Origin of the sequence: Rathayibacter sp. AY1A4 (assembly GCF_002930955.1) — a bacterium.
GTDB lineage: Bacteria > Actinomycetota > Actinomycetes > Actinomycetales > Microbacteriaceae > Rathayibacter.
This window is the reverse complement of the sequence record NZ_PSTN01000016.1, coordinates 60593-80740: the sequence shown is the minus strand read 5'-3', so window position 1 is coordinate 80740 and position 20148 is coordinate 60593. Positions and strand designations below refer to the sequence as shown.

Sequence of the window (20148 nt, the reverse complement as noted above, 5' to 3'; positions counted from 1 at the left end):
GCCCACGTCGATCGGATCTGTGCCTTGCGGTCCTACTCTCCCCACTGTCGCGTTCAGCACTACGGATCCTTGGCGGAACCGTGCCGGTGAACGATCCCCATACGGAACATCCGGGCAGAACGAGCGGGCGCTAGGGTCGCGTCCGTGGAAGCAGCGAATCTCATCGTGCAACTCGGTCTTCTTGTCGGCACCCTTGGGGCCACTGCAGTGACGTGGATTCAAGCGATCATCGCCGTACGAGCGAATCGAGCTGCGGGCGCAGCGCAGGAGAAGGCCGAGGAGGCCGCTAGACGTGCAGTTTCAGCCGCTGAGCGATCGGCTGCCGCTGAGGAACGGGCTGCAGCAGCCGCGGAAGAGCGAGCTGCCATTGAACGTGCACGTGAAGCTCGTCGCCAACCGTTTGAAATACAGAAGGACAAGGACGGCGTCTGGCACCTCTGGAATCGCCTAGAGGAGATCGTGACCGTCACCGACTTGGATGGAAGCGAGAACGGGGAACAGTACGTCCAGGCCTACCGAGGGCTTCCTGACCACCTGAAGCCTGGTCAAGCGCTGACGTTCAGCTTCGGAGGCGGTTTGACCGATCCCGCCTCGGTCGGCTTCACGGCGACCTACCGGCTCATGAGCGCTTCTGGGCAAGACGATCAAACGTGGCACACGACGCTCACGTAGGCCGAACAAGTGACAGCTGTTCGAGAGCGACGTCGGTGGCTCTCCCCAGCAGGAGGAGGCGACCGTCGTTCTGGGGAAACCGGCGACGGCCGTTCGCGCTCGACTGTCGAGGGCACGGAGGGTGCTGCGCGACCAGCTCACGGAAAGCGGCGACGTCGAGTAGGGCTGGCCTGACGAGCGCGAACCGCGAGACGACCCCCATACGGGACGCTACCCGCCGCTTCAACAGCGCACAGGATCAGCCAGCCGCCGTCGCGAGTCGAAACGTCTCAGGGCGGGGGCCACCCCAGTGAGCGGCCGATCACTACTTCGATGCATCACCGCTCAATGTGTCGCCCTAGTGGTACGAAGTGTATTACTGTGCAGATACACCTAGGGGGTAACCACATGTTTCTGCTTCAGCTCATGCAGTTCGGTCCGGCAGCTGCTGGGCTTCTTCTTGCGGCTGGAGCCCACTGGCTGACTCGCCGCTACGGCGTGGCGCTTCCCGCGCGCGTCAGGGCATCAACCGCTGTTGGCATGATCCTCACAGTGATTGCAGCCGTCGTTTTCTCGGCTTGGTGGGTGTACCCCTGGTGGGTTCCGGCGATGGTCGACTGGTTGGTCTACGTCCAGCTGTCACGCTTCCTGATCCCACTCGTTCTGACCGTCGTCCCTCTCGCCTTCCTCGCAATTCCCGCACGGTCAGAGAAGAGAGTCGGCACTGCCGAGCTCGCCCCGCGAACGGTGATGACCTTCACCTCGCGGGGGCGGCTGATCGGCACCGCGATCGTGACGCTGCTCGCAGTCGTCGTGGCGATCGTCGCGGGGGCCGCATCGACGACCGATGAAGCCGGCCGACACGTGATGTTCGAACTGCCGATCTCGGAGAACACCACCGCCAGCACCACGATCTATGGCTGGTGGTACTCCCTGCCGTGTCTTGCGGTTCTCCTCCTCCTCCTGCTGCTGACAGCGCTCGTCCTGCGAGGAATCTCGCTCCCGCCACTCTCAGCAGATCGCGTCGCTGACAGCGCTCAACGCGCTACACGAACACGCAATGTTCTCGCGGCGCTGAGTGGTGGACTTCTCCTGCATCTGGGGGTCGTCCTCGTGTCGCTTTACGGGACATCGACCATGAGGACGGAACTCAGCGCAGGTGCTTCCGGGCAAGTGCAGTTCGGAACCTCATTTGCTGCGCTGGGCTCGTTTTTTCAGGTCAGCGGCTACGCCTGCTTCGTGCTCGCATTCGCCTTCTGGGGGAGTGTCCTCCTCTCCACTCTTGCTGCGAGCAGCCGTCGCCTCGCCACGTCCTCGGCACGATGATCATCACGCTCACTGAGACCGGCGCTCCCTTCACCGATCAGATTCAGGACCAGATCCGAGGATTGATCGCGACCGGCGTCCTCGCCGCCGATCAACGACTCCCCTCGGTACGGCAACTGGCTGCCGACCTCGGCGTTGCTCCTGGCACAGTCGCCAAGGCTTACAAAGCGCTCGAGGGCGAGAAAATACTCGTCACGCGGACCGGAAGCGGAACACGGGTTAGCGACTCCGTCTCCGCAACACCACGAGCCGTGCTCACCGCAGCTCACCGACTCGTGGCCGAAAGCAAGCACGAAGGTCTCAGTCGCTCCGAAACGATGCGCGTACTGGGCGCCATCTGGCCTGACTGACCGCGCACGAAACCCCGGCATGCGCTCGCTGATCCACGAGCGGAAGCGAGACCATGCGACCGAACTGCACGAGCTGGTGGCGACGCTCGCGCCGACGTCGATCAGGTGCTCCGCGAGGCCGAGAAGATCACCTGACTCGCCAGAGCAGCTGGCGGCGCTGCACAGGTTCCCAGTAGCCCCGTAACGCCCGAAGGACGATCCCTCTGCGGAACAGTTCGGCGGCGCTCGCGTCGATTGTGCAGGCGACCTTGAGCATCTGAATGTTCACGGTCGTCTGCACGAGTGCCGGGGTGGCGCGACGCGTTGTGCAGGCGTCTGCGAATGGCGACAGGCACTCGGTGTCGCTTCTGCGTGTACCGGTGAGCGATCCCCATACGGAACGATCACTGCTGCGGCCACGACAGCTCATCCGGGGGCGAGCAACCATCATGGTCCTGTGACTGGATTCACGAAGCAATCATCACTCAGACGGGCGTACAGGTCGATGATGCAGCGCCCGCTGCCCGAGGTTGACGGTGACCAATGGTTGGAGGTTCGGGAGACGCTGCTTCGAATCCTGACTGAGGAAGACCTGATGGGTCTCGGGCCTGGGACGGAGGCAGGGGCACCCTCCGATGAGTATTTTCCTGAGGCCGTCGATCTCACTCGGATTTTCTTCATCGACCACATCATCACTCCGAAACATCTCGAGGTCTGCTGGTACCACTGGTTCGGCGTCTTACTCAGCTCCGACCTGACAATCCGCCTCGCTCGACGCGCAACCGCGGAGGCTCTCGCGAGAATCCGGTGAGCGGCTCTCGGGTCGCCCTGCTCTCCGCTGACCCATCCCCTACCAACATCCCTTAATCTCCCGGCGGGAGTTCCGGTAGGGAATCCCCTTACGGAACGGTTCAGTGGCGCACGGGTCGCGTGTGCAGGGGACCTTGAACATCTCAATGCTCACGGTCGTCTGCACGAGTGGCGCGGTAGCGCGAAGAGTCGTGCAGGCGACCGCGAGGAACGACACGCTCGGTGTCGCGTCTGCGTGTACCGGTGAACGATCCCCATACGGGACGGCCTCGAGCACCCCGATAGTTACAGTGGGCGCGTGAAAGCAGAGCTGCACGATCCGCGCGACCAAACCTTGCAGGTCGACGGTCCGACGTACCGCGTCCACTTCTGGTCCGAAGACGGCACGTCGAACCAAGAGTGGGAGCTTTCAGAAACCGACCTCGACGAGGTGCTGGCCTGGATCCCGAAGCGAGCTCTCGGCCGGCCCCATAGCCTCTGGGTAGTTACCCGCGGCGACCAGGACGTCTGCCTCATCCGTCTTCGCGGCATCGACCTAGACGCGGCCGAGAGTTACTGGCCAAGCTGGGCGGCACGCACCTACTCAGCCGAACCCAAGTGAAGCGCTGAGCGGACGTCTAGTCGAGTGGCGCGTGACGGTCTGCGACCGATCTAACCGTTCGCACGAGTTGTGGATCCTCGCCTCGGGCGAGTCCGGCGTACTCGAGGCGCAGCGAGCCGTCCTCGGCCGGGGTGGCCTTGATCCAGACTCGTCGGCGCGGCACGAATAGTGACGTGAGAAGCCCGGCGAGGACGAGAATCGCGAAGAGCAGCACCCAGCCCTGGGTGGCGTCGTGGTGGATGTCGAAGGACGCGAAGCGGCGGACGCTATCGGTGCCGATGACGTCCGGGTCGGCTCCGACGTTCTCGAAGGTGACGGTACCCAATCCGTCGGGCAGGTTCGTGGTCTCGCCCGGCTTCAGCGTCAATGGTGCTACTCCGGTGTCGCCGCCGGTCAGTCGAGTCAGAGAGTCGACGGCGAGCTCGTAGACCGAGGTCGGCACTCCGCCGTTCAATCCCAGGTCGCCCGAGAACACGTTGAGCGAGAGCACGGGGTACTGAAGGTCCGGGAAGACGGACGTCGATGCTCCTGTCGCGAGCTGGTCCTGGGTGGGGTAGAAGAAGCCGGTCATGCCGATCTGCTCAGCAAGGCCGTCCGTCACCTTCACCACTCCGACCGAGGTGAGGTTCGCGTTGGTCGGGAGGAAGGGCACCGAGTCGGTGAAGATCGCCGTGCCGGAGGGGTCGCGCACTGTGATGGTCGGGGCGTAGCCGTTGCCGAGGAGGTAGACATTCGTGCCTCCGATCGCTAGCGGCTCGTTGACCTTGACGGTGCGTTCTTCGCTGCTGCCTCCGCGCTGGGTGGTGGTGACGGTCGCGGTGTAGTCGATCGGCTGCCCGAACGCCTCGCCCGGCTCGGTCACGTACTCGACGGCAAGGCTGTCGAGGTTCAGCTGATACGGGTCGAGCTGGCTGCTGTCGAAGAAGCGCCCCGGGTTGAACGAGTCGTAGGCCGCGAGGTTGTTCGCGAACCCCTGACCGCCCTCGACCAGCACGCGCTGCCCGCTGTAGCCGAATCCGCCGCCGATACCCACGGAGACGAGGATGCCGACCAGGGCGGAGTGGAAGACAAGGTTGCCGGTCTCGCGGAGGTAGCCGCGCTCAGCGGAGACGCTCGACCAGCGGCCGCGAGGGTCGTTGTACCGCTCGATGCGGTAGCCGGCGCGGCGCAGCATCGCGTGGGCGCCCTCGATCGCCTCCTCCGCAGTGGCGCCCTCAACTTCTCGGACGGTGTAGCCGGCAAGGCGTTGCAGACGGGCCGGCGTCTTCGGCGGGCGCGAGCGCATCGCCTGGAAGTGGTGCTTCGTCCGCGGGATGATGCAGCCGATCAGCGAGACGAACAGCAGCAGGTAGATGCTCGAGAACCACGCCGAGGTGTAGGTGTCGAAGGCCTGGACCTTGTCGAGCAGCGGCGCGAGGTCCGGGTTGTCGATGAAGTACTGGGTGACGCCGTTGGGGTCGGAGGAGCGCTGCGGCACGAGCGAGCCCGGCACCGCCGCGATCGCCAGCAGCAGCAGCAGGAACAGCGCGGTGCGCATGCTGGTGAGCTGGCGCCACATCCAGCGGACCCAGCCGGTGAAGCCGAGGGTCGGCTGCGTGATCGAGCCGTCGGAGTCGAAGTGGTCGGCCGGGCGGAAGTTCGCATCGGTGCGAGCCTGAGCCGTGTCGGGCTCGCGCTCGAGAGACGCGTCGTGGTCAGATCGCTGATCGGACGTCATGGATCACCGCGCCGAGAGCGTTGCAGGCGAGCGCACTGCTCGCCCCGCCGGCCATCAGCAGCCCGCTGACGGCTGCACCGCGACGGCGGAGGCGGGGACGATAGCGAGCTTGTCGTCGCGCACGAGCTGGATTCGATCAGCAGTCACAAGTCCTCAGTGTATGGACGCCGCTCGATGTCCGGCTGATCGTCGCGGCAGTCCAGAACCGTGGGCTGCACGCGAGTTCAAGGCTTTCAGCCACCGAGCCGATCGCCCGCTCACGATCCTTTCGCGGGCGGCCATGATCGGTTGCAGGGCTCGACTACCGGCGCCGAAACGCTCCATACAGTGCGCCGAGGACGATCAGGCTGCCGATCCCGACGAGTACCCAGGTACGGGGATCCTCGTTGACGCTGGTGCACACGCCTGGCGAGTTCACGTACTCCACGCAGGTACCCGAACGGTCACCGGCGAGAAGGACCACAGCGACGAGAGCAACCAACGCGATCGCGAGCCACCACCACCGAACGCGACGCCGAACCAATGCACCCATGACCAGACCGTACGACGACAGTGGTTCATCGAGGAGGCGGCCAGGTCTCGATAGTTCATCGATGTGGCCTGCCGCTCGCCTCTACCGGCGGAGGCGCCCGGTGCCAGAAGGTGGCAGGAGCGTTTAAGTACCCCTGAGCTGTCCCCACCCGAAGACGCTCTCCGCGATGAAGTCTTGAAGATCGCTCTGCACGGCCAGAGCGAGGACGAACACGGAGACGCCGCTCTGAAGCTCTCGCGATGAGCCCGTCTCCCCGAGGACTACCCACTGCGCGACGACGCTGCCGTCCTCGAGGCGATCTGCAGGACTCAGAGGAGAACCGTCCGGCCACTCTGCGAGCCGCACGAAGTGCAGCCGAAGTGACGAGCGTTCGTCCTCGTGCAGCATCGCCTCGAACACGGGAACGAGCGCCAGTCGAAGCTCCTCGATCGTCGTCACCGCACACCAGGGCTGTCGACGTAGACGTTCTCGCTGAGCGGCGTCCACGTCTCTTCGACTCCCCCGCCGTCCGGGACGACGTGGACCGTGTCGCGGCCGATCGCGCTGTCGAACCCGCCGGCCCCGCAGCTCTGGCCCCATGTGTCCTCGTCAGCGACGCTCGTCAGGCATGTCGTCTCCGGATCGCTCGTGCGCGCCAGGAACAGCGACAGGTCGCCGACTCGGCCGACGAGCCGGGAGCTGGTCTCGTCCATCTCGGACCAGGAGGCCCGCGGGGGCAGCGTCGGGAACGTATCGGCGTCGGTCGCCGCCCGGTCGAGGTCCGCGAAAGTGAGCGGCGGCCGCTCGGCGGTGGTGAAGCACCCACTGAGCGAGGCCGCGCCCGCGGCAGCGATGGCCGTGATGGCGAGGGTTCGAGCGGTCACCCTTGCGATGCTGCGCGGTCGACTTGTCCAGGTCACAGGGTCAGCCTAGGAAGCGCGGGACCAGGACACGCCCTTTCCGGAAACTAGGGTGAGGGCATGTTCCCCGCGCTCGGCACCGCGTTCCTCGCGGGCGCGCTCGCTCTCCTCTCCCCCTGTGCCGCACCGATCCTCCCCGGCATCGTCGGCGCGCTCACCTCGACAGGGGACGGGCGAGCTCGACCGTCTCGGCAGGTGTGGTCGATCCTCGCGTTCGCGGTCGGGGCCGCTCTCGTGCTGATCGGATCCGTGGCGCTGCTTCTCGCGTTCGGCGCGAATGTGAACCTCGCCCGGCCGCCGTACACGTTCATCGCCGGCGGACTGCTCATCGCCGCCGGCCTCTACTCCCTCGGCGTCCTCCGGATCCCCTGGATCACGAGAACGTCAACTCCGGGCGGCTCGGCCGCGAAGGCACTGCTGCTCGGAGTCAGCTGCGCCGCCGTCTGGTACCCCTGCCTCGGACCGTCCCTCGCCATCGCCTACGGCCTCGCCTCCAACATCGACACCGTGGGACTCGGCGTGATGCTGGGGTTCGTCTACTTCCTCGGCATGCTCGCCCCGCTGTTCCTGCTCGGACTCGTCCTCGCCCGCGCAGCACGCTCACGCCGCTGGCTGCGCCGCATCGGCGCCTACGCCAACAAGGCCGTCGCCGCGCTCCTCATCGCGATCGGCGTCCTCGTCATCACCGGGCTCTGGAACTCCGTGTCGCTGTGGATCGTGGACAACTCAAGCTGGTTCCCCACCCTCTGACCCTCGGGCGGGATCGCCACGCAGCAACGCACGAAGCAAGGCGCCAGCCCCTCCGGTGAGTACAAGGCGAACACGCGACCACCTGTTTCAAGGTCTGATTTGTCGCGCACTGCGCGCATTCGCCCTTTGCAAGAAGAGCACCACTATGCAAAAAGACGACGGGGTGCCAATGATTAGCAAGAATGGTATTATCAGAAACCCAAAAGCGCTGGCAAGGGTTGCGGGAATTAAACAGACCCCAAATGCAACTAGCGAAATAAGCCAAGCTTTTCTCGTGATGCTCAGTGGTTGACGAGAACCCCCATTAGTGCTGCCACCAATAGACCTCGATATCTTCGCGGTCAAGGGCGACAGCGCGAGAAGAACTACAGCAACCAAAGCAAACGGCCACGCGTATTCAAAAACTGCATCTGCCAGCGTGTATTGCACTCCCGAGGCCGCTTCACGCATCGGTCCAGCAATCATAAGAGCAGATACCGTGTAAGAAACCGCTACAAGCAGGGCTATCCACGCGTGCGCAAGAAAACTTGCTCCTGTTGTTGCCGAAGCGGAAAGGTCACTTGGTCGACTCGAAGGCACGAGTTGAACCTAGCCGAACCTACGACCGGCGACGGCGAGAGTTGTCCGGGCCTGCGTCGGGCGCGTTCGGCCTCAGACGCGCACTCGGGCTCGGTCCGCTACGGGCGACGGAGACCCCCGATCGGCGCCCTCAGCCGGCCGCCGCCATCCACTGAACGATCCCCTAACGGAACAGTCAACTGCTCCGGGCGAGCCTCGATGACCACGAGCAGCCGACCGTGCGTCCGTTCGAGCTGAAGGGCGGTCAACTTTCCTCCGTCGTCTCAGCTCATCAGACGAGCCGAACCTGGTCGGCATGGAGGACACTTCGAGCATGTGGTTAGGGGGCGCGGCGCTTGAACGCCGGTTACGCGAGATGGATGACCCTGCGGCTCCCGAGCGGCCGATCGATTTCGACGGACCACGACTGGCCGCAAAGGTGGACGCGCTTGCAGCGCTCCTCGAGAAGAGCTTTCCCGGCGCGGTGTCGGTAGACGATCCGTGGAGTTGGCAGGACTCCGCAACGTTTACTCAGGTGACAGTGAACGGTGCAGCCACACGCACGACGGCAGACCTCGTCGTCGCCATCAGCCAGCACGGGGACCTCTGCTTCATCGCCCTCGAGAGGCCGGGAGCGTACTCGCGAGAGGAGTTCGACGCGCTGGTCGAACCGGAGGACCTGCAACCGATAACCGCAGCTCTCGAAGCCTTAGACTTCGCGGTCGCTGCCGAGGAATCCCTCTGGGGCCAGTACGACGGGCCGATCGTGATGAGCAATCCGAGCTGGCAAGAACGTTACTTCGGATACCCGCTGTGAGCGCATCCAACCTGAAAGCGGGACCGATCCTTAACGGAACGCTCTCGGTCGCGAGTCGGTTGCTCCTCGTGGTGAGAGCCGTGTCATGCCTACTGTTTTCCCGTGGGAGAACTCAAGGGAACGAGCGCGGCGGCAGTCGAGGCCGATCCTCGTCACGCTGAGGGGTGGAGGCGCCGTGGTTGAACGTCTGGACAGCTGGGATCCGAGCGGACTCCCACCGAACCGGCAGACGCCACCCCGCCAACGACGGTCGGTGAGACCGTCGATCGCGCTGGGCGCTCTAGCCGTCCTGACGGCCGCGGTTCTGTGGGTGGGTGATCTGCTGTTCGGAGTGCATGGCCCTTCCCACTACGTCAGCATCACCAACGACACCGGAGCCTCACTCATCTGGTCCTGCTCCTGGTCCGATCTTCACCTCGCCGCCGGGGAGACAGGTCAGCTGCGCATCCTCGACCAGCCCGACCAGGACTACGGCTGCGTCCCACAATCAGCCACCCCCTTCGTAGCGGCACACAACCACGACATCTGCCCGTCGCTCAACTCGATGACCGAGGGAAGGCAGTTCACGGCAACCGACTTCGCGAAGACCTACCGCTGCCCGTAGCCGGATACGCGACCGGTGAACGATCCCCTTTCGGGATAGTGACAACGGATCTACTCGGCGGTGATCAGCTCGCCGGGCACACCTTTAGACGCGAGGTCGACATCGCCCTGTGACGTCAGGAGCTCGCCGCTGATTCCGTCGTAGACGGCGGTGAAGACGTCCACCCGATGGAGGTCGAAGCCGTAGGGCACGTCCGTTTTCTCCGCCGGCGCGTGCACGGTCAGCGCCCACACTGGCTCGTCCGGTGCGACCCAGTAGTGGTCCGCGAGAGCGGGGTCGTACGCGGCGAGCTCCTTGTACGTGGCTCTGACCGCGTAGATCGGGTACTGCTTCTTCTCCTCCGCGCTGGGCGTCGAGAGACGGATTCCGAGACCGTTGGCGAGGTCGAGCGCCGGGTTCGTCAGCGTCTGTACGTCGACCATCGGGCCCTCAGAGGCGGCGGTGGCGATGGGGGTGCCCGGTGGGCCCTCCGTCGGGACGGTGGATGTAGGGGTTTCCGTTGGTTCGGCAGGCGTCTCGGTGGAGATGGGGGTCGTGCTCGCGGTGGCGTCGATGGTGACGGGGCCTGAGCGGATGCGCATCGTCGTGGTGGTCTGGGTGAGGCTGACGTCCTCTGCGCCCAGCACGTCCATCAGCCACTGCTCTCGTTCGCCGGCCGCGTCGAGGCAGCCGACGTACGTCGTCGCGGGGCCTCCGGTGACGACCCATACGGAGGTCTGCAGGCCGGCGGACTGGAGGTCGTAGGTGAGCGTGTTGCAGGGACCGTCGATGCTGAGCTCCGACCGGCCGTCGGTGCCGGTGATGCGCAGGCTGACGGGGTGATCGAGCAGCCATTCGCCTGATCCTTGATCGCCGATGACAGCGGTGGTCTCGTAGACGGGCTTGGTCGCGTCTTCGGCGCTGAGCAGTTCACCCGGCACCTGCGACGTCGATGGAGACCCGGGGCTGCTGGCGCTCGTCGCGCATCCACTGACGAGGAGCGCCGCGGAGAGGCAGAGGATGCTGAGGGCGAGGGTTCTCGTGCGTCTGAAGGTCACTGGTCGACTCCGGTCTGGGTCGTGGGCGGGTTGGTGCAGTCGACTGTGGTGGTCAGTCCCGTGAAGATGTCGATCCGGCCGCCCTCCTGGCACACCTGGGTTCCTGCGAGGGAGAACAAGGCGGCGTCCGTTTCGTCTCCGTTGGTGCCCGCGAGCGCAGCACACGCCGCTGCGAGCGACGCGGTGGACTGCTTCGCGGGCGTCTGGATCTCGCCCGACAGGGCAACGCCCTGCCCGTCCTGTTCCCAGCAGGTGACGGGCGCCGCGACCGGAGTGCCGCGCTCCGTCGTCACCGCCGTGAGGACTGCCGCGCTGAGGACCGCGCCGGCGACGCCGGCGAGTGCCACTGCTGCGGCCTGGCCGAGGCGTCGGCGGTGGCGGATGCGGTGCGCGAGTCGGGCGCTGATGCGCTCGAGCTGCTCATCGCTCAGGTCACGACTGTCCATGGTCCTCTGTCCGTTCCGTCAGGATTCCCGTCAGCGATGCCCGCACCCGCGCGAGACGGTTGCGGACCGTCCCGTGGGACAGGCCGAGGGAGCGCGCGGCGTCGCTGTAGCTGAGGTCGTCCTCGATGCACGTCGTCCAGATCGCCCGGTCCGTCGCGCTCATCTGCTCGACCAGCCGCCGCACGTCCAACAGCCGGTCACCCGTCTCCGCGTCGACGCCGCGAGAAGCGATGTCGACGGACAGGGGCTGGTAGCGCCGGCGCTGCTCGCGGCGATTGGTCGAGGAGCTGATGTTGCGTGCCGTCACCAGCAGCCAGGGCAGCACCGACTCCCCCACGATGCGCACGCTCGAGCGGCGCTGCCAGAGCAGGAAGAAGCTCTCCTGCACGACGTCCTCCGCGTGGCCGGCGTCCGCGAGGAAGCTTCTCGCGGCCCGGTGGACCGCGCGGCCGTGCATCCGGAAGAGAGCATCCAGCGCCGAAGGGTCACCACCGCGAAGACGATCCACCAGCGTCACCTCAGTAGCACCGACCATCCGACATCACCCCCTCAGTAGTGAATGCCCTCAGAGCACGGTTTCGTCTCAGACTGCACGGACGAACGTCGCCAGTCCCTCGATGTGTCTGTGAACGATCCCCTACCGGACGCATGGTTGCCAGTCCCATGGGGAGCGGCTGCCTCCACCAGACCTCTTTATCCGACTGGGGTGGCTACCCTCGAGCCCATGACCGACCAGCAGGATGGTGCGCGGTTGCGCGCGAGCCGGATCGCCGGTGCGACGGCGATTGTTCTCACCGTTATCGCCGCGCTTCTCGTTCAGGCCGGCGCGAGTTTGCTGACCCTCGCTTCACCAGCTATGACGGACTGCCGGCCGCGCGAGATCCCGCTGAGCGCAGCAGCCTGGTACCTCGGCGCCCTGCTCGTTATCGGAGGATCCGTCTATGCGGCGGCGAAGACCGCGCGTGCGCTCACATCGACCGCGCTCCCCTACGCCCTCCTCCTCACAGCGATCCTCGGAATCGTGACGTTCTCGGGACTAGCGATCCTCATCGCCGGGCTGATGGGTTTCGCGGAGATGGATGACCCTGGACGGCCTCCGACAGGCGGACCCGTCCTGCTCCTCATCGCCGCACTCAGCACACCTGCCTGGGCGCTCGGCGCATCCAGCATCCTCATGCTGTCCAAGAGACGCCGAGTGCCGTCTAATCCGGCGGCGTCGCTCATCGCGTTCGCTGCCATCACTGCGACGAGCGTTGGTCTCCAGCTCGTCAGGTTCACCCTGACCTGCTGACGGTGATCACAGAGGTCCTCTACGAAAGGGGCAACGACGGTACCGCCACACGGCACCGATCATCGGCACCGCGGGACTCGAGAAGTGCCTGCTCAGCGACCCCGTACCGGACGCCTGGCCAGCGATCCCCATACGGACGCCTCGATCGGCGGGCGGACCTCTCGCGGTTACCTAGCAAGCAGACCGTCCTCACTGGCTAGTCTTCGCTCGTGACCTCTCCGGCCTTCGCAATAGACCTCGACCGCGCTCGCTTCCGAATCGGTGTCTTCGCGGTCGTTCACTTCGCACTCGCCGTCGCACTTGTCCCGTTCACGCTGCTGCACTACGGCAACCTGATGCACCCGGCCTTCGATGAAGCACAGGACCTGCGCGATTTCGGACCAGCCGTGCAGTGGGCAACGCTTGGCGCATGGGTGCCGGTCCTCGTGACACCCGTCGTCGCCTTCATCACCGTCCGCCGACTCGCTCACCCTCGCCAGCGCTACTGGATAGTGCCGGTCATCGGCATCGCCGCCTCAGTGACACTCCACTTCCTGCCGTACCTCTTCTTCGAGACGCCGCAGCTACCCACCGGCGGCTGAGGGGGCGATAGCTGCGCCGACTAGTGACCGTGCAGGGATCGTTCACCGGACGGATGGGGCCGTTTCGCACGGCTCCCATTACGTTCGGGCTGGTGCCGGACATGTAATCGGTATGAGCACCCAAAACGGAGCACCCGTGGCCGACCCACTCGACGACCTGATTCGCCGTGCCGTGCCGCCGACCCGGCAGTCGTATCCCGCGTTACGCGGCGATGCGGACCGTCTTGCTCGCTTGGCGGTCGAGGAGGTCGGCGACAGTACTCGTCGTCCGCGGCGACGTCGCAACCTGTGGCTGGTCGGCGCGCTGAGCGTCGCCGGCCTGAGCCTTGGCGTCACGGGCGCAGTGGCAGGCCCCGCGATTCTCGACTGGGCAGGCTTCACCCCAGACGCAGCCGTCCAGCGCTCCTTCGACCTTGGAGACGGGCAGGGCAATGTTCTCTGCCAGGTCGCGATTCGGGTCGAGCCGGATTACTCCGCCGGCCAGGGCGCAGACGTCGAGCGTGAGGCGCGCGAAGCGCGCGTGTTCCTCAGTACCCACGACTGGGACCCGACGATCGCGAGCGTCGACGCCGAGGCCAGACGTACCGCCATCGAGCAGGAGCAAAGAGAGGCAGACGCCCGTGGCTTCACCGCGGATCCTGGGATCGCGGTGACCCGGCTGATCGCGGACCGCATCATCGAGCAGTTCAGAGAGGCCGGATACGGCGAAGGCGTCTCCATCGAATCGGCCGGCGGCTGCAACATCACAGAGGAGCAGGCGCCGTGAAGGCCAAAAGGACCGCCGTCCTAGAGGCCGTCTACCTCGCCAACGCCTCTGACCTGCTCAGCTATTTCGAGCGCCGCGTCTCGCCCGTCGCGGACGCAGCGGATCTGCTCAGCGACACCTACCTCGTCGCTTGGCGCAAAGTCGACTCCATCCCAACGGATCCAGAGCAAGCACGCATGTGGCTGTTCGGCGTCGCCCGCCGCACCCTCGCCAACGCTCAGCGGGGAAATGCCCGCCGCTCCGATCTGGCCATGAAGCTCGCCGGGACGTTGCGGGCGATGCCACTCGAGGAGCCCACCGCGGAGCATCTCGACGTCCGACGCGCGCTCGACGCGATCGCTCCCGACCAGGCGGAGCTCATCAAGCTCGTGCTCTGGGACGGCTTCACCGTCATCGATGCCGGCAGGATCCTCGGCCTCTCCGCCAGCACCGCACGTGGACGATACCAACGCGCCCGCACAGCTCTCCGCGAACTGCTCACGGAGAAACAGCTCGTCACGGACGCCACCATTTAGCTAGGCGACGTCGAACGCACAGCGTTCCGTAAGGGGATCCCCATACGTGACGGGTTTCCGCGGCCGCCGGCTGAAGATGGCTCGGTCGGCGCTCATCGCAGGGAAGTTGAGCGAGCTCCATTCGGACGGCTCGCTCCCCGGCACAGCATCGGCCTGTTCTAGCCCCCTCGACACCGCTGGGCCCGAAAGGTCGTGGGGCCGGTCGCTTACTCCTCGCGGGGTTGAGTCGACCCAAGTTGGTGCGTGTCACCTCGGTGACTTGCTTTCAGCGGTACGGTCTGCACGTGGACCGCTTGAAGCCGAATTCCCTCGATGGGGCCTCGCTCGCGTTATATTATGTACTGTTTTTCGCGGGCAGCGCCGGGCTTGGGCTCTTTTTCCCTGCTCTAAGCCTCCTTACTGATGTCGGCTTTCTTGGGCCCTTCTACCTAGTCGCCTCATTCATAATTCCATCGTTTTTATCTGCCACAAATAGCGTAGTTGCTTCTTCGGCAGTGTTTGCACTCGACCGCTGTATTGGAATTCGGCTTTCTTATTCCATGCGTCTTCTTTTGGCATTCTTCGTTGCCATGGGAGAATCATTCGGCATAGCGTGGCTGCTCGCAACACTTAGCGAACAAGAAACCAATTATACTTACCGGCTAATTTTCATGGTACTGACCGGGGTTCTATCCGCTATTTGCCTGCATTGGATAGTAGTGCGAACGGCACGAACTGGCCGAGATGACTCTTAGATGTGTGGACCTCGCGTCCGCATCCGATCAGACCGGCGGGGTCACCGCCGCCGCCCTGCACTCGGCCGCAACGCAAAGCCCGGCTGAGAGCAGCACCGCCGGCCCAGCGGCCCACTGAACGATCCTCCTACGGGACGAGGCGGTCGCGGGGTGGAACACTCTGCGGTAGCTTCACGACCGGGGGTGGTCATGGTGGAAGTGCTCAAGGGCGTGAGCCTGCTCGCGTCGGGTGTCGTGATCGCCTTCCTCTGCTCGGTGTCGGGGTTTCAGGCCGGCGTTCGTGCGGACCTGGATCAGACCGGGGGCCAACTCAGCCCGGTCCTGCTCGTGGGCTTTCTGATCGGACTCGTCGTGTCAGCCGTCGGCGCGATCGTGCTCTACCGGTGCTACGAGCGTGCCCGCGGCGTTCGCTAGCTGCTAGCCGTAATCCGCAGCCGGGGCGTCACGCGCTGTGGACACGCGGCCTGTGGCGATGCGGTCGAGAAACGGAGACTTCGCTGACGCCTCACGCGACAGACCGACGGGGGCCGCCGGTGCCGCCCTGCTCTGGGCCGCGACGCACAGCGCGGGCGAGAGCAGCACCCGCCCGCTCACCGGCCACTGAACGACCCCTGTGCGGAACGACGAACGGGCGGGCGCCCCCTAAAATCAGCGCTCGTGCGGTTTCGCCCGAATATCCAGCTCCGTTTCGGCATACTCCTGCCCGCAGCTCTGATCTGCGTGCCGGCAGCGACAGTATGGAAGCCCGGCCTCGCGCTGGACGAGCAGCTGGTCTTCATCGTCATCTTCGCGGTCGTCATATCGCTCGCTGCGCGGTGGGTTGTTTTCAGCGGCGTCAGCCTGCGAGAGAACGACCTCACCGTCCACGGGGTCTGGTGGTCCCGACGCGTCCCTCGCGACCAGACAATCCAAGTGCGCCAAAAAGCCGGCTTGATGGTCCTGCACTGGCGCGACCGTCACGGCCGCATCCGGCACACACCGATGATCGCCTTCACGTCCGCATCCAACGATCCCTCATGGGCCGCAAGTCACAACACTCACGTAGCTCGAGCGGTCAACGACTGGATTGCCGGCGGAGACGGGCGCGGCGCGGGTCGCAGAGTCAAGGACAACTAGAACGTTGCGTGCCGGTGAACCATCCCCATGCGGGACGCGCCAATAGCGAGGACCAGCCGACTGGGGTCTGGCTAGGGTGTGGCCATGACCGACTACTTGCCGAGGGTCTGGATCTGCGTCGTCTACGCATGCTGTTGCGCGTTCCTGGCTCTCGCGTTCCTCGCCAGTGCCGTCCTCGGGCGGTGGCTGTCGCTTGCCTGGGCCGCCCTCGCGATTGGAGGAGTCGTACTCTTCGTGCGACGAGCGCAGCGCCTGCACAGGACGAACAGACAGCAGTGAGTACCGCACAACGCACTGGTCCGTTCCTCTTCTTCGGGGAGTTCGCTCAGGCAGGCGGCTGGTTAGTCGCTGTGATCGCCGCTTTGGATGCCGTCGTCTGGCGTCGCGAGCTCCGTGCCTGACGCCCTGTCGGCCGGGACGCAGCAGCTCACTGAGGGATCCCCATACGGGTACCTAGCCGCACAACACGGGGAGGCGTGGCTTGCTTCGTAGGCTGAGCGCATGAGGTCAGCACTTCGGAGCGCAGCCGGCGGCGCCGTCATGCTGATGGCCCTCGTCGGCGGTCTGGTCTCGCTCGGTGCCGGGTGGATCATCGATGGACGTGAGCCTCCAGCCGTTCAGTGCGAGAGCGGCCCGTACCCGCGAACAGGCGGACCGTTCCACGAAACGACCCGTGTCACCGGATCGGTGACGATCTTGCCCCTCGGGGTGGACTGCACCTACGACGTCGACGGAGACGAGGTCGACCCGCAGACTCTCCGGCACCCGAACATGCCCGCCACTGCAGGTCTTCTGGGCAGTGCGCTCACTTTCGCTACCGGAGCAGCGCTCCTCGTCGTCCGGACCGGTCGGACAGAACCCGTCTCTGCCGACTGATGCGCCCGACCACGGCGACTCGCTCGGCCATCCCCCGCCGGGACGAATTATGAGGCGCCGGTCGGCACGGTCAGTACGGCGCCCGTCGCAGTGACTGCTGCGAGCAGGGCACCGACCGGGACGGCCCAACGAGGCCGGTAGGCGCCGATGATGAAGGTGCAGAAGGTCAAGAGCGCGCCCACTCCGACGAGTGCGAACCAGCAGGCGAGCGGCCACGCCGGCCCGGCAAGGCAGTCGATGGGCGGGTCGTGAACCTGAAGGAACGTGCTGCGGTAGTTGCCCGTGCAGTCGAGGAAGATCAGCCAGTTCGTCACCGTGCCGAGCCCGGCGAGGACGACGGTGACGATGGCGCCGATGACACCGGTGAAGGCGAGGAGTGTCGCGATGGTGTCGGACGCCGTCGTGTTGACCTGGCGGCTCATGTCCGGTCCCCACCGTCGATCGTTCTGGATGAAGGAGGCTCCGGGTGAACGGGTGCACGGACGAGCCATGCAGTGATGGCCGGCTGAACGAGGGCTCCTGCCGCGAGGAGGAAGAATCCCCACCCCTCGAGAATCCCGATCGCCATGATCAGCACGCCGATGCCAGTCGACGCGCAAGCGCCGATCACGCCCATGACCACCGAGGTGGTCACCGAACCGCGTCGGGCATTGAGGACGAGCTGCGCGTCACGGCGCCGGTGAGGATCGCGAAGTCGGATCGCCGGGACCACGACGACAGCGAGCAGCAACACGAGAGAGAACCAAGGGAACAGCTCCCACGGAAACGCGTCACGAAGCAGCAGATTCCGCGAAGTCACAAGCAGAGCCTAAGGAAGCGGGGGAACACGGCCCACAACGGATCGCACCCCAGGACGCCCATCGGGTAACCGGTCCGCGCCTCTCCTACGGGGAGTTTGCTGCGAGGAGAGCTGAACGGCAGGATCAGCGCATGGTCACCAAACTCACTCGAGTCCTCGTCGTAGGAGCAACTGCAGTGGTCGTTCTGGGCGCGGTGGCGGCCGTCGTCGCCTTTGTCAGCACCTCGGATGACCCGTACTACCCGCGAGAGGGTCTCAACACCGAGTACGCCGCAACGCTGATGCAGGACCTCGCCGCCAACGATCCGCGGGCCGAGCTCATGACGCATTTTCCCGCGTCGAACCAAGACTCAGTGACCGAGCTGGTCTCTGAGTGCGCGCCGGCCGCTCAAGCCGGCGCCCGCCCCACGGTCTACTCGGACGTCGTTCCCGCCAACGCGAGGGTGATCCTCGATGCTCCCGGGCTCCCCCGATGCGACATGTACCTTTTCTGGTCCGAGAGCCAGGGCGAAGCGTGGGCGGTCCACATCACGGACCCCTCACCGCAGGACCCGCTGGCGACACTCAGCACCACGCCGGGAACCTGAGACCGTCCGCTGTGAAGTAGCGCTGCGCCGCTGAGACGCGCGCCAGGAAGCTGTTACTTCGTGCCAGACCGATCACGGGGTTCTTCGATCGACGACGATTCGAAGTGTGAGGGTCAACATCGACGGCGAGCACTACCTCCTTCTGCGGAGCTCCTTCTGGGCCGAGACGTCGGATGTCATCGGCATCGACGACTCTGCGGAGCGGGCCCTAGAAGCAGCACGGGACATGGCCGCGCACCGCCCAGACCCGATCGGTGGATTCTCGAGACGTGGAGCGGCGGCGAGTTGCGCAGCAGCGTCCAGCTCTGACGTCGTTCGGGCAGCGCGCCGGTGGCTCTACTGTGGCGGTGCGGTCGAGAAGTGGGGACTTCGCTGACGCCGCACGCGACAGACCGGCGGGGGGCCGCCGGTGTCGTCCTGCTCTCGGCCGCGGCGCACAGCGCGGCCGAGAGCAGCACCCGACGGCCCGACGGCCCGCTGAACGATCTCGGAACGGAACAATGGCCGACCGCTCTGGGACTGGTGATACTCCGTTGCGCAGAGTATGGTGCGCGCGTGGAAGAGATTCGGGAACCGCGGGTGTGGATCATGACGGTTCTCGCCACCGGACGCGCGCACGGATACGGAATCGTGGCGGCAGTGCGCGAGCTCTCCGACGGCGCGATGACGTTGAAGATCCCCACTCTCTACGCCGCCCTAGATCGTCTCGAGCACCAGGGCCTCGTCGCCGCGGACGGGGACGAGGAGGTCAACGGACGTCGGCGCCGGTACTTCCGGCTGACCGACGCCGGCGCCGCTCGCCTCGCGGCGGACGCCGAGCGTCTGGCGCAGCTCGAGCGCGCCGCATCCAGCGCCACTCGTCGTCTCGGCCGGATCGCGCCGGCATGAGCACGTCCTCCGTTGACGCATATATGCGAGCACTGCGCTGGTACCCGGCTGCATGGCGGGACGCCAACGCCGAGGCAGTCGTCGGCGCATTCCTCGATGGAGATGAAGCGATCGGAACAGAGGGTCCGACTCCGCGCGACCGGAAAGAGCTCGCCTGGGCCGGCCTCCGTGAGACCTTCGTCGTCGCGGGCCGTCAAGGCCGACGCTCGAGCAGCGCGATCGGACTGTTGTTCCTCCTGGCCGCCTGGTCCTACGGATCAGTCGTCCTCGAGGTCGGCGGCCGGACCATGGCCACCGCAACCGGCGGCAACGTCGACACCATGGGACGCAGCTACGCAGCCCCCGTCCTCCTCGCCGTGGTACTCGTCGCTCTCGCCTGGCTGTGCACGGCAATCGCCAGCTTCCGGCGCGGCCGTCCGTTCTTGGCCGCCGTCATCGGGCTCTGCGCTCTCGGAGCCGGATGGACCACTTTCCACTTGTCGTGGTCGAGCCTTGTCCCGCCCCTCGAACTCGGATCGCCCCTCCTCGCGATGAGCCTGCTCAGTGTCGTGGCGCTGGCGGCGCCCATCCTGGCCGCTGCCGCAGCAACGAAGGCGGAGCTCCTTGAAAAGGCTGCGCTGTGGATCATCAGCGTTGCCGTCACAGTCCACGTCGCAGGCACCTGGCTCCTCTCAGCGCTCGACCGTCCGCGCACCGCTCCGGAGGTCCTTCTTGTCATCGAATGCGCATTCGTGGCGCCGGCGTGCCACGCCATCACGGGCCTCGGTTTCGTCTTCCTGAGCAGAAGCAGCAGCAGCCCGCGACAGCCAGCGCATCGCAGCGCCGAAACAACGCCCGAGGTTGCACGATCGGCGCAACCGCTCCGCTTCAGCGACCGGTAGCCGATCCCCTCACGGGACGGCGATCCCTGAGAGGGTA

General features: G+C 65.6%; 26 protein-coding genes. 18 read left to right on the top strand and 8 right to left on the bottom strand.

Annotated elements, in window-relative coordinates:
* Positions 1-144: 144 nt before the first annotated feature.
* From C5B92_RS11055 to C5B92_RS11035, 5 genes are all read left to right on the top strand, one after another.
* Positions 145-672 (top strand): hypothetical protein, encoded by a 528-nt coding sequence (locus C5B92_RS11055; protein ID WP_104255879.1) that lies wholly within the window; start codon positions 145-147, stop codon positions 670-672.
* A gap of 387 nt (positions 673-1059) precedes the next feature.
* The gene (locus C5B92_RS11050) at positions 1060-1977 is read left to right on the top strand and encodes a hypothetical protein (RefSeq protein WP_146079304.1); all 918 of its coding nucleotides are present in this window, start codon (positions 1060-1062) and stop codon (positions 1975-1977) included.
* A complete protein-coding gene (locus C5B92_RS11045; RefSeq protein WP_104255881.1) occupies positions 1974-2327 on the top strand; it encodes a GntR family transcriptional regulator in 354 nt (117 codons plus the stop codon). The genes C5B92_RS11050 and C5B92_RS11045 overlap by 4 nt, the downstream gene beginning before the upstream one ends.
* Before the next feature lie 436 nt (positions 2328-2763).
* Complete coding sequence (locus C5B92_RS11040; protein WP_146079303.1) at positions 2764-3117, top strand: hypothetical protein; 354 nt, start codon at positions 2764-2766, stop codon at positions 3115-3117.
* A gap of 297 nt (positions 3118-3414) precedes the next feature.
* Complete coding sequence (locus tag C5B92_RS11035; RefSeq protein WP_104248266.1) at positions 3415-3717, top strand: hypothetical protein; 303 nt, start codon at positions 3415-3417, stop codon at positions 3715-3717.
* A 16-nt stretch (positions 3718-3733) separates the two neighbouring features.
* Here the strand turns inward: C5B92_RS11035 and C5B92_RS11030 are convergent, their stop codons facing one another.
* The 3 genes from C5B92_RS11030 to C5B92_RS11020 all read right to left on the bottom strand — a co-directional run bounded on the left by C5B92_RS11030 (position 3734) and on the right by C5B92_RS11020 (position 6829).
* Positions 3734-5434 (bottom strand): cytochrome c biogenesis protein ResB, encoded by a 1701-nt coding sequence (locus C5B92_RS11030; protein WP_104255883.1) that lies wholly within the window; start codon positions 5432-5434, stop codon positions 3734-3736.
* A gap of 655 nt (positions 5435-6089) precedes the next feature.
* Positions 6090-6404, bottom strand: coding sequence for a hypothetical protein (locus tag C5B92_RS11025; protein ID WP_104255884.1), 315 nt, complete (start codon positions 6402-6404; stop codon positions 6090-6092).
* Positions 6401-6829: a hypothetical protein gene (locus C5B92_RS11020; RefSeq protein ID WP_104255885.1), complete on the bottom strand. Its 429-nt coding sequence runs from the start codon at positions 6827-6829 to the stop codon at positions 6401-6403. The genes C5B92_RS11025 and C5B92_RS11020 overlap by 4 nt, the downstream gene beginning before the upstream one ends.
* A 96-nt stretch (positions 6830-6925) precedes the next feature.
* Here C5B92_RS11020 and C5B92_RS11015 point away from each other — a divergent pair, with 96 nt between their 5' ends.
* The 3 genes from C5B92_RS11015 (at position 6926) to C5B92_RS11005 (ending at position 9594) form a co-directional block, all read left to right on the top strand.
* Positions 6926-7615 (top strand): cytochrome c biogenesis CcdA family protein, encoded by a 690-nt coding sequence (locus tag C5B92_RS11015; protein ID WP_104350393.1) that lies wholly within the window; start codon positions 6926-6928, stop codon positions 7613-7615.
* Positions 7616-8489: 874 nt separating this feature from the next.
* On the top strand, positions 8490-8990 hold the full coding sequence (locus C5B92_RS11010) for a hypothetical protein (RefSeq protein WP_104255887.1): 501 nt from the start codon (positions 8490-8492) through the stop codon (positions 8988-8990).
* Positions 8991-9321: 331 nt separating this feature from the next.
* On the top strand, positions 9322-9594 hold the full coding sequence (locus C5B92_RS11005) for a hypothetical protein (RefSeq protein WP_146079302.1): 273 nt from the start codon (positions 9322-9324) through the stop codon (positions 9592-9594).
* A 50-nt stretch (positions 9595-9644) separates the two neighbouring features.
* Here the strand turns inward: C5B92_RS11005 and C5B92_RS11000 are convergent, their stop codons facing one another.
* Genes C5B92_RS11000 through C5B92_RS10990 form a run of 3 tightly spaced genes read right to left on the bottom strand, consistent with a single transcriptional unit; the run spans position 9645 to position 11594 of the window.
* On the bottom strand, positions 9645-10631 hold the full coding sequence (locus C5B92_RS11000; protein WP_104350391.1) for a hypothetical protein: 987 nt from the start codon (positions 10629-10631) through the stop codon (positions 9645-9647).
* A complete protein-coding gene (locus C5B92_RS10995; protein WP_104350390.1) occupies positions 10628-11077 on the bottom strand; it encodes a hypothetical protein in 450 nt (149 codons plus the stop codon). Before C5B92_RS10995 ends, C5B92_RS11000 begins: the two co-directional genes overlap by 4 nt.
* Positions 11064-11594 (bottom strand): RNA polymerase sigma factor, encoded by a 531-nt coding sequence (locus C5B92_RS10990; RefSeq protein ID WP_181028807.1) that lies wholly within the window; start codon positions 11592-11594, stop codon positions 11064-11066. Before C5B92_RS10990 ends, C5B92_RS10995 begins: the two co-directional genes overlap by 14 nt.
* A 207-nt stretch (positions 11595-11801) precedes the next feature.
* On the opposite strand from C5B92_RS10990, the gene C5B92_RS10985 reads away from it, so the two are divergent.
* From C5B92_RS10985 to C5B92_RS16930, 7 genes are all read left to right on the top strand, one after another.
* On the top strand, positions 11802-12368 hold the full coding sequence (locus tag C5B92_RS10985; protein WP_146079301.1) for a hypothetical protein: 567 nt from the start codon (positions 11802-11804) through the stop codon (positions 12366-12368).
* Between the two features lie 209 nt (positions 12369-12577).
* Positions 12578-12949, top strand: a complete 372-nt coding sequence (locus C5B92_RS10980) for a hypothetical protein (protein WP_104248176.1) — start codon at positions 12578-12580, stop codon at positions 12947-12949.
* Between the two features lie 136 nt (positions 12950-13085).
* Complete coding sequence (locus C5B92_RS10975) at positions 13086-13715, top strand: hypothetical protein (protein ID WP_104248169.1); 630 nt, start codon at positions 13086-13088, stop codon at positions 13713-13715.
* The gene (locus C5B92_RS10970) at positions 13712-14230 is read left to right on the top strand and encodes an RNA polymerase sigma factor (protein WP_104350387.1); all 519 of its coding nucleotides are present in this window, start codon (positions 13712-13714) and stop codon (positions 14228-14230) included. The genes C5B92_RS10975 and C5B92_RS10970 overlap by 4 nt, the downstream gene beginning before the upstream one ends.
* Positions 14231-15153: 923 nt before the next feature.
* The gene (locus C5B92_RS10965; protein WP_146079300.1) at positions 15154-15378 is read left to right on the top strand and encodes a hypothetical protein; all 225 of its coding nucleotides are present in this window, start codon (positions 15154-15156) and stop codon (positions 15376-15378) included.
* 243 nt (positions 15379-15621) lie between these two features.
* Positions 15622-16080, top strand: coding sequence for a hypothetical protein (locus C5B92_RS10960; RefSeq protein ID WP_104261702.1), 459 nt, complete (start codon positions 15622-15624; stop codon positions 16078-16080).
* Positions 16081-16581: 501 nt separating this feature from the next.
* Complete coding sequence (locus C5B92_RS16930; protein WP_146079299.1) at positions 16582-16956, top strand: hypothetical protein; 375 nt, start codon at positions 16582-16584, stop codon at positions 16954-16956.
* 47 nt (positions 16957-17003) lie between these two features.
* On the opposite strand, the gene C5B92_RS10945 is transcribed toward C5B92_RS16930, so the two are convergent.
* Both C5B92_RS10945 and C5B92_RS10940 read right to left on the bottom strand, forming a co-directional pair.
* Complete coding sequence (locus tag C5B92_RS10945) at positions 17004-17378, bottom strand: hypothetical protein (RefSeq protein ID WP_104350384.1); 375 nt, start codon at positions 17376-17378, stop codon at positions 17004-17006.
* Positions 17375-17755, bottom strand: coding sequence for a hypothetical protein (locus tag C5B92_RS10940; protein WP_146079298.1), 381 nt, complete (start codon positions 17753-17755; stop codon positions 17375-17377). Before C5B92_RS10940 ends, C5B92_RS10945 begins: the two co-directional genes overlap by 4 nt.
* Positions 17756-17886: 131 nt before the next feature.
* On the opposite strand from C5B92_RS10940, the gene C5B92_RS10935 reads away from it, so the two are divergent.
* The 3 genes from C5B92_RS10935 (at position 17887) to C5B92_RS10925 (ending at position 20111) form a co-directional block, all read left to right on the top strand.
* Positions 17887-18342: a hypothetical protein gene (locus C5B92_RS10935; RefSeq protein ID WP_146079297.1), complete on the top strand. Its 456-nt coding sequence runs from the start codon at positions 17887-17889 to the stop codon at positions 18340-18342.
* Positions 18343-18702: 360 nt separating this feature from the next.
* Positions 18703-19230 (top strand): PadR family transcriptional regulator, encoded by a 528-nt coding sequence (locus C5B92_RS17690; RefSeq protein WP_258061356.1) that lies wholly within the window; start codon positions 18703-18705, stop codon positions 19228-19230.
* Entirely contained in the window at positions 19227-20111 is an 885-nt protein-coding gene (locus tag C5B92_RS10925) for a hypothetical protein (RefSeq protein WP_104350381.1), read from the top strand. Before C5B92_RS17690 ends, C5B92_RS10925 begins: the two co-directional genes overlap by 4 nt.
* Positions 20112-20148: the final 37 nt, after the last annotated feature.

What these genes read in the sequence shown, in the direction of transcription:
- C5B92_RS11045 (WP_104255881.1), top strand. Translation starts at nt 1,974, where the DNA reads ATGATCATCACGCTCACTGAGACCGGCGCTCCCTTCACCGATCAGATT.
- C5B92_RS11050 (WP_146079304.1), top strand. Translation starts at nt 1,060, where the DNA reads ATGTTTCTGCTTCAGCTCATGCAGTTCGGTCCGGCAGCTGCTGGGCTT.
- C5B92_RS10945 (WP_104350384.1), bottom strand. Translation starts at nt 17,378, where the DNA reads ATGAGCCGCCAGGTCAACACGACGGCGTCCGACACCATCGCGACACTC.
- C5B92_RS10965 (WP_146079300.1), top strand. Translation starts at nt 15,154, where the DNA reads ATGGTGGAAGTGCTCAAGGGCGTGAGCCTGCTCGCGTCGGGTGTCGTG.
- C5B92_RS10925 (WP_104350381.1), top strand. Translation starts at nt 19,227, where the DNA reads ATGAGCACGTCCTCCGTTGACGCATATATGCGAGCACTGCGCTGGTAC.
- C5B92_RS11015 (WP_104350393.1), top strand. Translation starts at nt 6,926, where the DNA reads ATGTTCCCCGCGCTCGGCACCGCGTTCCTCGCGGGCGCGCTCGCTCTC.
- C5B92_RS11030 (WP_104255883.1), bottom strand. Translation starts at nt 5,434, where the DNA reads ATGACGTCCGATCAGCGATCTGACCACGACGCGTCTCTCGAGCGCGAG.
- C5B92_RS10985 (WP_146079301.1), top strand. Translation starts at nt 11,802, where the DNA reads ATGACCGACCAGCAGGATGGTGCGCGGTTGCGCGCGAGCCGGATCGCC.
- C5B92_RS10935 (WP_146079297.1), top strand. Translation starts at nt 17,887, where the DNA reads ATGGTCACCAAACTCACTCGAGTCCTCGTCGTAGGAGCAACTGCAGTG.
- C5B92_RS16930 (WP_146079299.1), top strand. Translation starts at nt 16,582, where the DNA reads ATGAGGTCAGCACTTCGGAGCGCAGCCGGCGGCGCCGTCATGCTGATG.
- C5B92_RS10995 (WP_104350390.1), bottom strand. Translation starts at nt 11,077, where the DNA reads ATGGACAGTCGTGACCTGAGCGATGAGCAGCTCGAGCGCATCAGCGCC.
- C5B92_RS11010 (WP_104255887.1), top strand. Translation starts at nt 8,490, where the DNA reads ATGGAGGACACTTCGAGCATGTGGTTAGGGGGCGCGGCGCTTGAACGC.